Consider the following 15,586-nt stretch of genomic DNA (forward strand, 5'->3'; position numbering starts at 1 on the left):
CTCAGACGCCCGGCGCGTCAGGTCGAGGCATCTTCTTGAAAAGATTGAAGAAGTTGTCGGTGGTCAGCGCGGCGATGTCGTCGTTACCGACGCCTATCGTCTCGGCCAGAACCGCTGCCGTATGCGCCACAAAGGCAGGTTCGTTGCGCTTGCCGCGATGCGGCACCGGGGCCAGATATGGCGCGTCTGTCTCGACCAGAAGCCGGTCATGCGGCACGCCGGCGGCGATCTCGCGCAGTTCTGCTGAGTTCTTGAACGTCAGTATGCCGGAAAACGATATGTAACCGCCCAGTGCCACGCCAACTTCAGCCAGCCTGCGACCTGACGAAAAACAATGCAGAATGAAGGGGAAGGCACCCTTCCCTGTCTCGTCCTCAAGTATCGCGGCGACATCGCCGTCAGCGCTGCGCGCATGGATCACCAGCGGCAAGCCTGTTTCGCGTGCAGCCGCTATATGCGTGCGGAAGCCCTGGACCTGGGCTTCGCGCGGCGCGTAGTCATAGTGATAGTCGAGGCCGGCTTCGCCGATGGCCACGACCTTGGGATGCGACGCCAGCCGTACGAGTTCCTCCGCCGCAACATCGAGTTCTTCGGCCGCATTATGAGGGTGCGTGCCGACCGAGCAAAAGACTTCGTCGAAAGATTCAGCTATTTCAATGATCTGGTCGAATTTTCTGACGCGAGTCGAGATCGTTACCATTCGCCTGACGCCAGCAGCCTTGGCGCGGGCGACGATGGCCTCACGCTCCTCGGCAAAATCCGGGAAATCCAGATGACAATGGCTGTCGACAAGCATCAGGCGCTGGCTTCCTGCTCGACATAGCGCGGAAACACCGGTTGTGGCGCTGGCAGCGCCGTACCGGATTCCAGTGCATAAGCTTCGGCGACATGTGCGAACGATCGTGCATCCTCAGCCACTGCCAGTATGTCGAGCAGTTTGGTGGCCGAATCCGGGATATAAGGCTGGCACATGATCGCCACGCGCCGGATCGTTTCGGCAGTGGTCCACAATACCGTTTCCATGCGCGCCGGATCGGTCTTCTTGAGCGCCCACGGCTCTTGCGCCGCGAAGTAGCGGTTGGCTTCCGCCACCACTGCAAAGATCGCGGCCAATGCCAGATGTATCCCCTGCTCCGCCATCGCCGCGCGCGCCGTGACCAGCGCTTCGCCTGCCTGCTCCAGAATTGCCTTGTCCGCATCCGCCAGATCGCCACGCGCCGGCACGAGGCCATCGCAATTCTTGGCGATCATCGACAGCGAGCGCTGCGCCAGATTGCCGAGATCGTTGGCAAGGTCAGCGTTGGTGCGGTTGACGATGGCTTCGTGGCTGTAGCTGCCGTCCTGGCCGAAAGGCACCTCGCGCAGGAAGAAGTAGCGCACCTGGTCGAGCCCGTAGTGTTCGACCATGGTGAACGGGTCGATGACGTTGCCGAGCGACTTCGACATCTTCTCGCCCCTGTTGAACAGGAAGCCGTGCCCGAAAACCCGCTTCGGCAATTCGATGCCGGCAGACATCAGGAACGCCGGCCAATAGACGGCATGGAAGCGAACGATGTCCTTGCCGATGATGTGCGCATCGGCAGGCCAGAAACGCCATTTTCCATCGTTTTCATCGGGATAGCCTGTGCCTGTAATGTAGTTCGTGAGCGCATCGACCCACACATACATGACATGCTTTTCGTCGCCGGGCACAGGCACGCCCCAGTCGAACGTCGTGCGGGAGACCGAAAGATCCTTGAGGCCCGACCTGACGAAGCTTGTGACTTCATTGCGCCGTTCGGCAGGCCCGATGAATCCGGGCTGGCTCGCATAAAGGTCCAGAAGCTTGTCCTGATAGGCCGACAGCCGGAAGAAATAGCTTTCCTCCTCGACCCACTCGACCGGGGTTCCCTGCGGGCCGTAGCGGACATTGTCGGCGCGGACTTCAGTCTCTTCCTCGCCGTAATAGGCTTCATCGCGCACCGAATACCAGCCGGCATAGCCGCCCTTGTAGATGTCGCCGTTGGCCGCCATCGCTTTCCAGATCGCCTGGGAGGCTGCGTAGTGGCGGTCCTCGGTGGTACGGATGAAGTCGTCATTGGAGGCGTTCAGCGCTATGGCCATGCGCTTGAATTCGGCGGCATTGCGGTCGGCGAGTTCGCGCGCCGATATGCCTTCCTTCTTGGCCGTCTGCAGCATCTTGATGCCGTGCTCGTCGGTACCGGTAAGGAAGAACACATCCTTGCCGTCGAGGCGCTGGAAGCGGGCGAGCGCATCGGTGGCAATGAGTTCATAGGCATGGCCGATATGCGGCTTGCCATTGGGATAGGAAATCGCCGTGGTGATGTAGAAAGTGTCGCGTGACATGAAAGGACCGTGAGAGCCTGCGGGAAGGAATGGGCGGTGGATATCGCATCGGGGCGGCGAACGCCATCCCGAAGCAAACCGAGCTTCACATTCGCAGTGCGGAATTCAGGCGGTCGATCATCGTAAGCGCATGTTGCTTCTTGTCGAGATTATAGGTCTCGGTTTCAATTATCGCTTCGCGCGCATCCTGCCAAGTGTCCGTTAGCGCTTTGGCGCGGCCAAGATCGCCGGCCAATGCGGCCTCGCTGGCGCTTGCCGAAAGGAGATCGAGGGCGCGGCGGTTGAAGATATCAAAGGGAATGGCCCGGTCGCGACCGGCAACGGCATCGGCGAGACGGTGCGCCTCGCCGGTGCCCGCAAGCCTTGACCGGGCAAGTTGATCCAACGCTTCGGCGATCTCCAGTCCGCCATATTGGCTGAGCAGGATCGCATTGCGCACGCTGCCCCCTGCCCGCTCGGCCAGCGCCGCCTGTGCGGAAGGTTCAGCGGCTGCCGGTTCGATGGCGCTGAGGACGCTCACAAGACTGTCTGTATCGAGCGGTGCAAGCCGCACGATCTGGCAGCGCGAGCGAATGGTCGGCAACAGCGAGCCTGGCGCGTGCACGATCAGGATGAACAGCGTGCGCGTCGGCGGCTCCTCAAGATTCTTGAGCAAGGCATTGGCAGCGCTGGTATTCATGTCGTCCGCCGGATCGACGATGACGACCCGGTAGCCGCCGTCATGCGAGGTCAACGACAGGAAACTGCTGACCTTGCGGATCTCGTCGACCGTGACCACCGATTTATAGGTCTTGGTCTTTTCGTTGAACGGCCGGGTGAGATGCAGCACCGATGGATGCGCACCCTGCGCGACCTGCCGAAACAGGGACGATGCCGGATCCGGCACCGCAAGCGTCTCGGGGGAAGCCTCGTTGCGCGGATATTTCAGCAAATGGTTTGCAAGATGGAACGCCAGCGTCGCCTTGCCGATGCCGACGGGACCGACGAAGATCAGCGCATGCGGCATCTTGCCGGCACGATAGGCGGCGATCAGCATATCGGCCGCGTCCATGTGGCCGACAAGGCGCGCCGTCTCGGAAGGCTCAGGCACACCGTCCAACGTGTCGTGCTGTTCGGGAGCGATCCGCTCGAAGATCATGCGGGCGCCGCCTGCCTGACACAGCCAGGCATATGCGCCTCCAGCCCGCTGAACACAGCCGCGGTTATGGCGTCTTCCACCTCGCTCGGCGGCTTCGACGCATCGATCACGATGCAGCGCCCGGGCTCTGCCGCGGCAATCGCCAAGAACGCTTCACGGCGCTGCTGGTGAACGGCCACGGTTTCCTTTTCGAAACGGTCCGGAACGTCGTTGGGAGAGCGACGAACCGCCGCCCGCTTCAGGCCCTCGGCCGGGTCGATGTCAAGGATCAGCGTCATATCCGGCACCATGCCGTTGATCGAAACCCGCTCCACGACTTCCATGAAGGCCGGGTCGAGCCCGCCTGTCACGCCCTGATAGACCCGCGAGGAATCGATGAAGCGATCGCAAAGCACGATGGAGCCGCGTTCGATGGCCGGCCGGATGACCTGCTCGACATGGTCGGAGCGAGCGGCAGCAAACAGCAGCGCTTCCATCTTGGGTCCGAACGGCTCGGCGGCGCCAGACAGCAACACATGGCGCACCGCTTCCGCGCCGGGCGAGCCGCCCGGCTCTCGCGTGACGAGGATATCGTACTTCTTGGCGCGCAGCTTGGCAGCAAGCCGCTCGATCTGGGTTGACTTGCCAGCCCCCTCGCCACCTTCGAAAGTTATGAAAAACCCATTCGCCACTGGCAGACGCTTCGTCCTGTTGTCGTCTTCGTCATAGTGCGGGCAGATCGAAAGGTCCACGCCATGGACACCTCCGTCAGCGCTCAGTCTAACGCAGCCAGCCGACCGCCAGTTCCGTGACCGCATCGAGCGCGCGGCTTTGCAGCGTGCCGACTTCGATAGTCTCAGCGGCAAAGAGCGGGGTTTCCTGGCTCAACGTATCGCCGATCCACACGCGCAGCGTGCCGACGGGCTGGCCTTCTTCGACAGGCGCCGAAAGCGGTCCCTGATAGATGATGCGGGCCGTCACCTTGTCGCGGTTGGTGATCGGCAGGAATATGTCGATCGGCCCCTTGGCTTTCAACGCAACGCCGGGCCGCGTGCCGCCATACACCTGCGCCTCGCCCGCCACCTCGCCGGCCGCGAATATCTCGGTCTTTTCGAATGAGCGCAGGCCCCATTCAAGCAATTTACGCGCCTCTTCCGCACGCTCGCGGTCCGAAGCGAGGCCGCTCATGGCCGCGATCACGCGCTTGCCGCCCTGCGCCACGGACCCGACGATGCCGAAGCCGTTCTGCTCACTTGCCCCCACCGCCAACCCGTCCGCACCGATCTCCATGGCTAGGAGCGGATTGCGATTGCGTTGTGAAATCTTGTTCCAAGTGAAATCCCTCTCGCCAAAATAGCGAAAGAGGTCCGGGTATTCGCGCCAAAGATGGTGGGATAGCTGCGCCAGTTCCCTAACAGTTGTCATCTGGCCGTCCGCAGGCAAGCCAGTGGAGTTGACGAAGGTCGATTTCGCAAGGCCGATTTCACGGGCGCGTTCGGTCATCTGCAAGGCGAAGTTGGTTTCCGATCCGGCAACGCCTTCCGCAATCACGATGCAGCCGTCATTGGCCGACTGCACGGCAATGCCGCGAAGCAGGTCCTCCAGCCGGATGGTCGACTTCACCGCCGCGAACATCGTCGATGTTCCGGAAGGCGCGCCGCCGGTGCGCCATGCATTCTCGCTGACCACAAAAGTGTCTTCCCGGGTAAGCCGGCCGGACTTGATGGCCTTGAAGGCCAGTTCCAGGGTCATGAGTTTGGCAAGCGAAGCCGGTTGGATCGCCGCATCGGCGTCCTTGGAAAACAACACGGTGCCGGTTTCCGCATCGATCATGAAGGCCTGCGTGGCCTTGGTCTCGAACAGTTGTGCGGCGGCTTCGTTCACGGCCACGGCCATAAACAGCGCAACAGCCAACAAACCGGCAATCGGTGTGCGAAGACCCTTTGTCATCGAAGAATTGCCCTGTTCGGTCGCAAGCGGCGGGATGTCGGAAGCTATCAGCCCCCTGCCCTGCAAATCAACCGATGATGATACCTGCCCGGCGCCGTATGCGCATTACCGAACGACCGATCGATCAGTTGCGCACCACCAGCGCGTCGGGCGCTCCGTGCGTCCACGCCGCCTCGAGCATTGCGTCGAGCCCAGCCTGGCCATTCGAGTAAAGGTTGACCGAGTGCCACAGCTTGCCGTCGAGTTCGGCTTTTTGAACCTCGACCCGGCCAAATGCCCGGAGTTGATCCGCCACGCGCATGGCATCGCCAGCTTTGTCGAAGGAGCCGGCGGCGACATAGTCGAGGGTCAGGCGGGCACCGTCAGCCTTGCTTTTATTGAGCCGCTTCCAGGATGAAGTGACATCCGCCGGTGTCATCCTTGCATTGTCCAGCACGGCGAATGCACCGGCAGCCGCTTCGATGCGTTTATCCGCGTAAGACAGCGTCGCGATGGTGAACGGCGTCTGTGCCGGCAGGTTCACATCCGGCCTTTGAGGGACAATCGGTCCGAAATCGGGCAGGACTACGAATCCGACAGACGACGCCTGTGCCGTCATGAAAGTCGGTTGAGCGGCTGCGGAATCGACCAGTTGCCCCGGGAACGGGACCGCGGGCGCGGCGAACGCCGCGCTGGGTGTCGAGCCGTTCATGGCGATCATGACCCCTGTCGGCAAGCCGACCGAAGGATCGTTCGGCCGGTTGCCTGGATTGTAGGAAGCCATCAGATACTGGTCGTCATCGCCGTCCAATGGCGCGCGCCCGATATAGTCGACTTTGACCTTGGCGGTTCCGATGCTGGCGTAGTCGAGCATTTCGGCAGCACGCTTGGAAAGGTCGATGATGCGGTTTCCGTGGTAGGGACCGCGATCGTTGACGCGCACGATGACCGAACTGCCGTTGGCCGTATTGGTGACGCGGGCATAACTGGGCAGCGGCATGGTGGGATGCGCGGCTGTCAGATGCGCAGTGTCGTAGATTTCGCCATTGGCCGTGAGGCGGCCATGGAAGGCGTCGCCATACCAGGAGGCCGAGCCGACCTTGGAGTATCTCCGGTCTTCCTTGGGGTAATACCACTTGCCGGCAACCTGGTAGGGCTTGCCCAACTGGTCGCGGCCGCCTCCCCGCTTGATTCCGTCACGGCCGAACGCAACGCGCGGGCTTGCCTTCACGCCATACTTGGATTCGGGAAAATATTCCTTCGAGCGGACCTGCTGCGCAACCGACTTCGGCTGCGGCGTTCCACAGCCGGCAAGCAGAGCTGCACATGCCGTAAACGACACGATCGTGATAGTGCGACGAAGACGCGGTCGCGCCACAGCCTGCATGTAAGATTATCCCCTGTAGGTTCCGTCAGAATTGTTTCGCCACAACCAGCGAACGCCTTGCCGAAACTACCCGCTTCCTTGATCCGCACCCTCATTTGCGCAGGAATTGCTTATTTCCTTATTAACCGATTGTGACGGGAACCCGGCAGCATTGTGGCAAGGGCTTGCTCCGCTCTCAAAGCCGCATGCATATCTGCAATTATGGCGAATCGACATGGTGGCCGAGACGGATTTTTCTCCAAAACCGATCACGGAATTTTACCTAGCCGACCATTTAGTTGTGCCGAAAACCGCCACAAAATCAACGTGATCTAAATCCTGTGTTGATAGTTCCGACCGATCAAGTTAGAGCGGGCTAATGCTGAGCGGTCACACCTCAGCTACCCTGGGGGGCCAGGGAGAACGCTATGTCCAAACTATTCGCCGCCATCTCGTTGTTCGTCATGTGCATCGCGGTCACGTCTCGACCTGCCTATGCATATCTCGATCCCGGCACGGCAAGCATGCTGCTACAAGGCCTGATCGGAGGGATAGCGGCAGCCGGCGCCGTAATATCTCTCAACTACCAGCGCCTGAAGCATGCCATCCAGACAAGGTTCGGCAAAAAAAACGACAAGTCTGATCATTGATGCCCGGTCTGGCACTTGATACGGGATCGTTTCGCGACCCTTCCGGCAGCGTGTACGACAGCGGTCAGAATATTCTGAGGACCGTCACCGAGCGCGCTCGAAAGGCATATGAAGCGGTCCGCGATGCCGGGGTTCTGCGCGAACTCATAGCCGCTGGCAGCCTGGTGGATAGCGTCGAGGTCCAGCCGGAAAACTGGCCGGACGAGCTCAGGCACGCAGCCTACGTGATCGAACATTCAAGGATACCGTACATATCCTATCCGTACGAATGGTCCTTCGCGCAGTTGAAAGCGGCGGCACTTCTCCATCTGGACATGCAAATCGAACTCCTGAAGCGCGACGTGGTCCTGTCAGACGCATCCGCTTACAACGTCCAGTTCGTGAACTCGAAGCCCGTCTTCATCGACTTGCTGTCGTTGCGGCCTTACCGCGAAGGCGAATTCTGGCACGGACACCGTCAGTTCTGCGAACAGTTCCTGAATCCGCTATTACTGCGGGCGCTCCTCGGTGTTCCGCACAATGCCTGGTTTCGAGGCTCTCTCGAGGGGGTGCCGACCCTTCACCTGGCCAAGATGCTGCCGTTCAGGAAGCGCTTGTCCTGGAACATCGTCAGCCAGGTGCTCATGCAGGCCGGTCTCGAGCGGCGCGCGCTCAATGCGCCTGAGGCGTCCATCGACAAGGCGAAATCGAGCAAGTCCCTGTCGCGAACCGGCTACAATGGTTTTCTGGTGCAGCTTCGAAATTGGATCGCCGGTCTCGAACCGGCCGACACCGGCAAAACTGTTTGGGGCGAATATGCCACGACGCACACCTACACTGACAAGGAAGCCGACGCCAAGCGGATCGCGATCGAGGAATTCGCGGCCTCGGCCAAGCCTGGACGGTTGATTGATCTGGGCTGCAACACTGGTGACTATTCGGTCGCCGCTCTTGACGGTGGAGCCGGCTATGTCATCGGATTCGACTTTGACCAGACTGCGGTCGACATCGCTTTTTCGCGATCGCAAAAACAGAAGCTCAATTTCCTGCCGCTTTGGCTTGACGCAGCCAACCCAAGCCCCAGCCAAGGGTGGCGGCAAAGCGAGCGCCGGGGTTTTGCCGAGCGGGCAAACGCCGATGCCTTGATTGCACTGGCGTTCGAGCATCATTTGGCGATCGGGCGAAATGTTCCCCTGCATGATGTCGTCGACTGGCTGATCGGCCTGGCGCCTGTCGGGATAATCGAGTTCGTTCCAAAGGCCGACAGCACGGTTCAAAAGATGTTGGCGCTTCGGGAGGACATTTTCCCCGATTATCACGAGGCCGCGTTTGAGGAAGCGATAGGCCGAAGGGCAGTAATCGTCGGGAAGCAGGTCATCTCGGAGTCCGGTCGAACTCTGTATCGCTATGACCGAACTGCATCAAGATAGGCTGGCTCATGGACGTGTCTGGAACATCTGCATCTCGACCGTTCTGGGTTGAGGTGCTGCACATTTTTGCGCTTGTCGGGATCGCTGTTGCCCAGCCAATCTATAGTGCACTCGCCGGCGGGCCTGAATTCCTGGTGGCTCACAACGCAAGTTCCCTGGATATCACCGCATTCGTATTCGTCCTCTCGGTTGGCCTGCCTCTTGCGGTCATACTTGTAGAGGCGCTCGTGCGCCTGGTTAGCCTGCCGATGCAGCGGGGCATTCACCTCGGCGTGGTTTGGGCGCTTCTGGTTGTGCTGGCCCTGCAGACGGTAAATCGCTTCTTCGGCGACGCCGTGGTCACGCCGGTTGTGCTGGCGACCATGGCTGCGACGATATGCGTAGCCCTCTATGCGCGATCGATGACCGCAAGGCGGCTGGTCAGCATCCTGGCAATCGGCTCAGTGCTTTTTCCATTGCACTTCCTGTTCATGTCTCCGGTATCCAAAGCATTTTCCGATGAAAATGCGCAAATTGTGCAGGTAGATGCGTCAAATTCGACTGCGCCGGTGATCTTCGTAATATTTGACGAATTCAATCCGACGGCTCTTCTTAAGGAAAATGGCGAGATAGATGCGGTGCGATTTCCGCATTTTGCAGAGCTGTCAAAAAGTGGCTGGTGGTTCCCGCATGCCACTTCAACACATCCGCAAACGCAATTTGCCGTCCCGGCAATCCTGACTGGGGCGCTACCAAGCCGTGAAAAGGACGCCCCGACATACAAAACGCATCCCAAAAACCTGTTTACGATGCTGGGTGGCAGTTATTCACTGAACGTCCATGAAACTTTGACCTCCCTGTGCTCATCCACAATGTGCACTGCGAAGAAGGAGGCGTTTGACCCTTCAAGTTTTGCTTCGGATATATATGTCGCCTTTCAACACGCCATCTTTCCACGCGCATTGGCAGCGGAGATTCTGCCTCCCCTTGATGCCGGATGGAATAATTTCCAGGCGGGCGCAGCTCCTCGAGAAGCAAGTGCGGAAAGCCATGACGTCTCGGTAGATCAAGAGAAGTTGCTGATCGAGACATTTAAAAAGAATGCGAACAGGTCACGCCTTGCAACATTTAGAGATTTCATCTCTTCCATAAATGGCGGCGAAAAGCGGCTGGATTTCATACATTTACTGCTGCCGCATCAACCATATCAATTCTTCCCGGACGGGGCATTTTATCAAGGCGTCTCGGATATCGGATTGACCCATGACGTTTGGACCGCCGACCAACATGTCATCGACGTCGCGTATTCCAGATATTTGATGCAGGTCGGGCTTGTTGATTCACTTGTCGGCGAGTTGATGCAGCGCCTGAAGGACGTGGGCATTTACGATAAAGCGCTGATTGTCATTACAGGTGATCATGGCCGGGCGTTTACCGCCAATGTCAACTCCCGAGCGCTCACGGAAAAGAATGCGGACGTATTGCATGTGCCGCTTTTCATCAAAACCCCGGGGCAGAAGAGCGGCGGCGTCAATCCGATGCTCGTCTCCAACATCGACATAGTCCCGACGATCGCCGACGTGCTGGGCATCGATGTCGATTGGACTTTCGATGGTGAATCCGTTTTCGCCAAGAATCGAACGGAAAGTGACGTCCTGAACGTTCAATTCCAGGATGAGACGTTCAAGTTTGACAGAAACGTTATAGTTGGCACGCCGTTGCTCGATTGGCAGGCAAAAACCTTTGGCTCCGGAACCTCGCTAGCCGATCTGTCGATTTCCAGCCCGTACAACAGACTGCTGGGGACGGATACCCGATCACTCGACGTTGCAGAACCCCCTCCCGGAGACGGCCTTCGGTTGACTCAGAATTTTTCAGCGTTCGAGGCCATCGATACTCGCAACGGCTACATACCTGCTCTTGTGTCCAGCGAAGTCATTGGTTTGCATTCAGAGGAAAAGGCATGGATTGCTCTTGCCTTGAATGGAAAAATCGCCGCCGTTACCCCTGCGTACAAGGATATCAATGATACACAGCGGATCCTGACTCTGCTCCCGCAAAACTCGTTCACCGATGGCCGGAATATTTTGACAGCCTTTGTTATCGACCCAAGCGACGAGCTTGGATTTATCCCAATCGGCACCACATCGGAAAGATATTCGCTCGAGAGCAAGGCAGATGGATCCGATCTGCTATTGTCATCCGGCGGGGAAGCTTACCCCATAGTAACGGGCAAGACATTTGGCACAGTGGACATCGCAGAGGTGGACGGCTCCACCATCACACTGGCAGGATGGTCGGCGGAAATCGACAAGTTGCAGCCTGCAAAATTGGTAGTGGCTTTCATCAATGGTGAATTTGCGTGTGCAGTTAGCCCGACCGTCAATCGTGTCGATGTGGCTGAGGCATTCAAGTCATCTGATGTCGCGGCGAGTGGATTTTCAACGCAGTGTCCTTTCAAAGGCGACTCACTGGCCCCTAGCTCCCTACGCGCTTTTGCAATTACGCCTTCTGGCGCGGTTGGAGAATTGCGCGACTCGGGCAAGTGAAGCCGCGAATTGCGGCCTGAAGCTGACGCGCGGCTTGACGTAGAGAGCCTCGTGGTCGCACGGCACGACACCATCTCCAACCGCGCTTGCGGCCGCATGAGCAAGTGCGGCCTTATTCTCGGCGTCGACATGGTACGCATCGGTTCATGCGATCTGGCGGATGGGGTGCCCGCCGCTCCGCCGTTTTTATTAACTTTTCTGGCAACTAACCCCTGAAAAGGTTATAAAAATCGCTATGGGCAACTTGGTGGTTATGATAACTGTTAAACCTATATGGGTTTGGCGGAGATCATTATGGCACGAAACAAGTTATCGGAAACTAGGATTCGAACTCACGACACGCCAAGCATTCTTGGTGATGGAGACGGTCTTTGGCTTCGCGTCCAGAAAGGCGGATCGAAGAACTGGATATTCATCTATCGGCGCGGCACCGAGCGCGTCGAAATAGGCCTTGGCGGATATGGCCGCGGCACTGCGCCTGTGTCGCTCGCGCTGGCACGAGAGAAGGCGGAGGCGATCCGCCAGCAACTTGCTCGGGGTGAAGACCCTCGGGCCATTCGCCGCCCGCTTAAGCCGAAGACGTTTGCCGACTGCATGGAAGACCTGATCTCCGCAAAGGAGTCAGAGTGGACAAATCCAAAACATGCGGCGCAATGGAAGATGACCCTTCGAGAGTACGCGAAGCCGCTCCATGATCTGCCCGTCGCTGATATCGTCATGGGTGACGTGAAGGATTGCCTCATGGAGCACTGGCAGGATCGGCCCGAGACGGCCGACCGACTGCGCTCCCGCATACAGGCAGTCATTGACTACGGCATCGCCCATGAATGGCGTACAGCAGGCAACCCTGCCCGATGGAAGGGATTACTCGACAAGGTAATGCCCAAGCGCCAGAAGCTAAAACGAGGTCACCACGCGGCCTTGGCGTACGCTTCTGCACCCGCAATGATGATGAAGCTTCGGCAATCATCTGGCACGGCGGCACGAGCCGTGGAGTTTCTCACCTTGACCGCTGCCCGAACCGGCGAGGCTCGGGGTGCGCTCTTCGATGAGATCGACGTCTATGCCAAGACTTGGACTTGCCCGCCCGAGCGTATGAAGGCTGGGAAGGAACACGTCGTGCCGCTTTCCGACCGTGCCCTCCAGATAGTTGAAATCATGCGCCAACGTGCCACCGGCCCGTTTATCTTCGGCGGAGGCGTCGACGGCAAGCCGGTCTCAGACACGGCCATGACGAAGGCCCTGCGGCTAGCGTCACCGGACAAGAAAGCAACCCTACACGGGCTGCGCAGCATGTTCCGCGATTGGGCGGGCGATTGCACTACGCACCCACGCGAGATTGCAGAAATGGCGCTGGCTCACACTGTTGGCAACGCCGTGGAACAGGCTTACCGCCGATCCGACGCCATAGAGAAGCGTCGCCTTCTGATGACCGACTGGGCGACGTTTTGTAGCGCATCTAGTGCCGAGTCACCAGTCAAGGACAAAATGTAGCATTTCTGAAAATAAATCCTTTGACTTTGCCGTCCGAGACACGCTTTATGGGACTATAGCGATTTTGTGGTGGAATCGCTTGCCAGTAGTTTGCTGGCTGTCGGGGTGGTGCCCGACCATTGCTGCGGGTTCTCCCGCCCGAGTTGCCCGGTGTTGGCATCGGAGCTTCGGCTTCACGGTCAACCTCTAACCCCAGCTTACCCGCTGGGCTTCTCACTCGAAAATTCAACCCAATCGAAATGCGCTTGGATTCTGTCCAGCGCAGAGAAGGACACCATGACTCCCGATAATGATAACCAGCCCCGGCTGGTCTCCATGAATGACGCGTGCCGCCTCACCTCGATGAGCCGGACCATGCTCAATCGCCTTCGCACGACGGGCGACTTTCCTCTTGCCGTTCCTCTGGGCGAGCGCCGCGTGGCTTTCGTGCGCAGCGAGGTCCAGGCATGGATTTCCGACCGCATTGCGCGGAGGGCGGCATGACGGACGAGGAAGTTACTCCGGAAGTCATCGCCATGCGCGAGCACTGGAAAGATGTTCCGGATGCGGAAGTCTTACTTGCGTATGACGCCGACGAGATCATGGACGCGGACACCATGCGGCGGGCCGCCCGGCTGTGGCAGAGACGGGAAGAATCTGCCGAGGGGTTTTTGCGCTTTCCGCTCGGACGCTATTATAAGAAGAATGCGGAAACTGACATCTTCGTTCACGACATCGGCTACATCCAGATGTCGCCCGATAGGCGCGTTCTCTGCGAAGAGAGTGTCGTGAGGTTAATGGAGTCCATTCGAAAGATTGGACTACTTAGCCCTCCCATTGTCATGCGTCGCGACGGCATCGTCATTGACGGCGAAGTGGAAGACAATGTGCCGGTTCTTATCGCCGGTCGCCATCGGGTAGAAGCTTGGCGGCGGCTGGGGCATAGCAAAATTGCGTGCATCGAAATCAGGGACGTGTCGGACCTCGACGCCGAGCTTATCGAGATAGCCGAAAATCTCCACCGCGCCGAACTGACTGCCCTTCAGCGTGATGAGCAGATCGCTCGATGGATAGTGTTGACCACGACCAAGCGCGAGGTCGCGGCTCAGACGGAGTATGACGAAGACGGAAGCATTTTGCGTCAACCTGACGCGAAACCCGGTCGACCGGAAGGTGGCGTCCGCGCTGCTGCTCGTGAACTACGACTATCGGAACCCGATGCCCGACGCGCCGTCAAGGTGGCATCCCTATCGCCCCAAGCGAAGGCTGCTGCGGTCGAAGCGGGGCTCGACAATAACCGTTCCGCGCTGCTGGCGGCGGCAAGAGAGACCGAACCAGAGAGGCAGGTCGAGGCCCTGGTCGGACGGCCCCTGGTCGCTGCTAACCAGAATAGTCCCGGTCCAGCCACCTACCGAACCAGCTTCACCGGCAATAATGAGTGGTACACGCCCGCTCGCTATGTCGAGCTTGCCCGGCAAGTTCTCGGACAAATCGACGTCGACCCTGCATCCAATCCAGTAGCACAAGCCACCGTGAAGGCCGCTACATTCTACACGCAGGAGACGAATGGCCTGGATAAGGAATGGCACGGTACAGTGTGGATGAACCCGCCGTATAGTCAGCCGGAGATTGTCCACTTCATCGAGAAGGTCATCGCCGAACACAAGGCTGGCCGATGCACCAATGCAATCGTCCTGACGCACAACAGCACCGATACCGCATGGTTCAACATCCTGTTTAAAAACGCCGACGCCATCTGCTTCACCACAGGCCGCATCCGGTTCGAAAACCCGGAGGGCGAGAAGGCCGCACCCGCAATGGGGCAGGCCTTCACCTATTTCGGACCGCGGCCAGAACGGTTCGCGGAGGTGTTTTCTGAGGTGGGGAATGTCGTCAACATGGTGCGGCAGGCATCTGCCGTTCAAGATTTCGCACCTCCCGTCCGAACGCCTATGGGCCGGGAATGGGAACTGGAGGATGCAGCATGAGCGAAGACCCGAACAAAGCATTGCGGGAAGCTGTAATCGCCATGGCTTCGAGTAGACCGAGGCGTCGATCCAACCGGAATCCGATCTACAAACCCGATCCCGCATTTAGGGAATGGGCGAGCCTGACTGGCTATTGCGATGGAATATTGAGCTTGGATTTCGACCTGGCTCGGGATGGACCGGTGGACGGCGCGCAGCAGGCGCGAGACATGATTAGCATCCGCGCTGCAATGAAAAAGCTTTCCGAGCACTTCTAAAAATAAGAGCCGCACATACCGGCCAGCACTGACTACCAAATCAACGGGAACCATAACTTTGAAAATCCTATCGATTAGACCGCTGCCGCATGGTGGCGGAGAGAAGAATCTCGCGCGTTTCGACGTCGAGGTAAGCGAGCAACTGCGGCTCTATGGCCTGCTTCTACGGCAATGGCCCGATGGCACCCGGCGTATTGCCGCGCCGCAAGCCAACGGCCGCCACATGGTCACGTTCCATTCCGTGCTTGCCGCGGAAATCACCGACCACGCATCTCAAGCTTACGAGGGCCATAATGCCGACCACCGCTTCAGCCACTAAATCCAATCCCCTTGTCGACCCCATTCGCTCACATGTCGAAATGCTTCATTCCTTGGCAAAAGGACTGACTGGCGTTCTTGTCGTCTCCGTGTTTCACGCGTCGGCAACAGGTGCCAAGGACGTACCCGGCACAGTCACCCACCATGCGATCGGGGACGTTGACGGCATGGTGGGTGCTATCGAGGCGCACGGCAACACGCCCGG

The 15,586-nt window shown here is 58.8% G+C and carries 14 protein-coding genes; 8 read left to right on the plus strand and 6 right to left on the minus strand.

Annotation, left to right across the window (positions count from 1 at the left end; translation table 11 throughout):
* Position 1: 1 nt before the first annotated feature.
* From ASD64_RS03710 to ASD64_RS03735, 6 genes are all read right to left on the minus strand, one after another.
* Entirely contained in the window at positions 2–796 is a 795-nt protein-coding gene (locus tag ASD64_RS03710; protein WP_056100872.1) for a TatD family hydrolase, read from the minus strand.
* A complete protein-coding gene (gene metG / locus ASD64_RS03715) occupies positions 796–2,346 on the minus strand; it encodes a methionine--tRNA ligase (protein ID WP_056100876.1) in 1,551 nt (516 codons plus the stop codon). The genes ASD64_RS03710 and metG overlap by 1 nt, the downstream gene beginning before the upstream one ends.
* A gap of 85 nt (positions 2,347–2,431) precedes the next feature.
* Positions 2,432–3,484, minus strand: coding sequence for a DNA polymerase III subunit delta' (locus ASD64_RS03720; protein ID WP_056100881.1), 1,053 nt, complete (start codon positions 3,482–3,484; stop codon positions 2,432–2,434).
* A complete protein-coding gene (tmk, locus tag ASD64_RS03725; RefSeq protein ID WP_056101517.1) occupies positions 3,481–4,155 on the minus strand; it encodes a dTMP kinase in 675 nt (224 codons plus the stop codon). Before tmk ends, ASD64_RS03720 begins: the two co-directional genes overlap by 4 nt.
* A gap of 88 nt (positions 4,156–4,243) precedes the next feature.
* Positions 4,244–5,413, minus strand: coding sequence for a D-alanyl-D-alanine carboxypeptidase family protein (locus tag ASD64_RS03730; RefSeq protein ID WP_200957793.1), 1,170 nt, complete (start codon positions 5,411–5,413; stop codon positions 4,244–4,246).
* A 124-nt stretch (positions 5,414–5,537) separates the two neighbouring features.
* A complete protein-coding gene (locus tag ASD64_RS03735; protein ID WP_056100884.1) occupies positions 5,538–6,779 on the minus strand; it encodes a septal ring lytic transglycosylase RlpA family protein in 1,242 nt (413 codons plus the stop codon).
* A 407-nt stretch (positions 6,780–7,186) separates the two neighbouring features.
* Between ASD64_RS03735 and ASD64_RS03740 the strand changes: the two genes are divergently transcribed.
* The 8 genes from ASD64_RS03740 (at position 7,187) to ASD64_RS03775 (ending at position 15,382) form a co-directional block, all read left to right on the plus strand.
* Positions 7,187–7,408 carry a hypothetical protein gene (locus tag ASD64_RS03740; RefSeq protein ID WP_056100888.1) on the plus strand — a complete coding sequence of 74 codons (222 nt, stop codon included), beginning with the start codon at positions 7,187–7,189 and terminating at the stop codon, positions 7,406–7,408.
* The gene (locus ASD64_RS03745; RefSeq protein WP_056100891.1) at positions 7,408–8,817 is read left to right on the plus strand and encodes a 50S ribosomal protein L11 methyltransferase; all 1,410 of its coding nucleotides are present in this window, start codon (positions 7,408–7,410) and stop codon (positions 8,815–8,817) included. The genes ASD64_RS03740 and ASD64_RS03745 overlap by 1 nt, the downstream gene beginning before the upstream one ends.
* 8 nt (positions 8,818–8,825) lie before the next feature.
* Positions 8,826–11,345 carry a sulfatase-like hydrolase/transferase gene (locus ASD64_RS03750; protein ID WP_082549841.1) on the plus strand — a complete coding sequence of 840 codons (2,520 nt, stop codon included), beginning with the start codon at positions 8,826–8,828 and terminating at the stop codon, positions 11,343–11,345.
* Positions 11,346–11,639: 294 nt separating this feature from the next.
* On the plus strand, positions 11,640–12,839 hold the full coding sequence (locus ASD64_RS03755; protein WP_056101522.1) for a tyrosine-type recombinase/integrase: 1,200 nt from the start codon (positions 11,640–11,642) through the stop codon (positions 12,837–12,839).
* Between the two features lie 276 nt (positions 12,840–13,115).
* Positions 13,116–13,322 (plus strand): helix-turn-helix transcriptional regulator, encoded by a 207-nt coding sequence (locus ASD64_RS03760; RefSeq protein WP_056100896.1) that lies wholly within the window; start codon positions 13,116–13,118, stop codon positions 13,320–13,322.
* Positions 13,319–14,806 carry a DNA N-6-adenine-methyltransferase gene (locus ASD64_RS03765; RefSeq protein WP_056100898.1) on the plus strand — a complete coding sequence of 496 codons (1,488 nt, stop codon included), beginning with the start codon at positions 13,319–13,321 and terminating at the stop codon, positions 14,804–14,806. The genes ASD64_RS03760 and ASD64_RS03765 overlap by 4 nt, the downstream gene beginning before the upstream one ends.
* Positions 14,803–15,063 carry a hypothetical protein gene (locus ASD64_RS03770; RefSeq protein WP_056100901.1) on the plus strand — a complete coding sequence of 87 codons (261 nt, stop codon included), beginning with the start codon at positions 14,803–14,805 and terminating at the stop codon, positions 15,061–15,063. The genes ASD64_RS03765 and ASD64_RS03770 overlap by 4 nt, the downstream gene beginning before the upstream one ends.
* 58 nt (positions 15,064–15,121) lie before the next feature.
* Positions 15,122–15,382, plus strand: a complete 261-nt coding sequence (locus tag ASD64_RS03775) for a hypothetical protein (RefSeq protein ID WP_056100904.1) — start codon at positions 15,122–15,124, stop codon at positions 15,380–15,382.
* Positions 15,383–15,586: the final 204 nt, after the last annotated feature.

This window comes from Mesorhizobium sp. Root157, assembly GCF_001427385.1.
Taxonomy (GTDB): Bacteria; Pseudomonadota; Alphaproteobacteria; order Rhizobiales; family Rhizobiaceae; genus Mesorhizobium.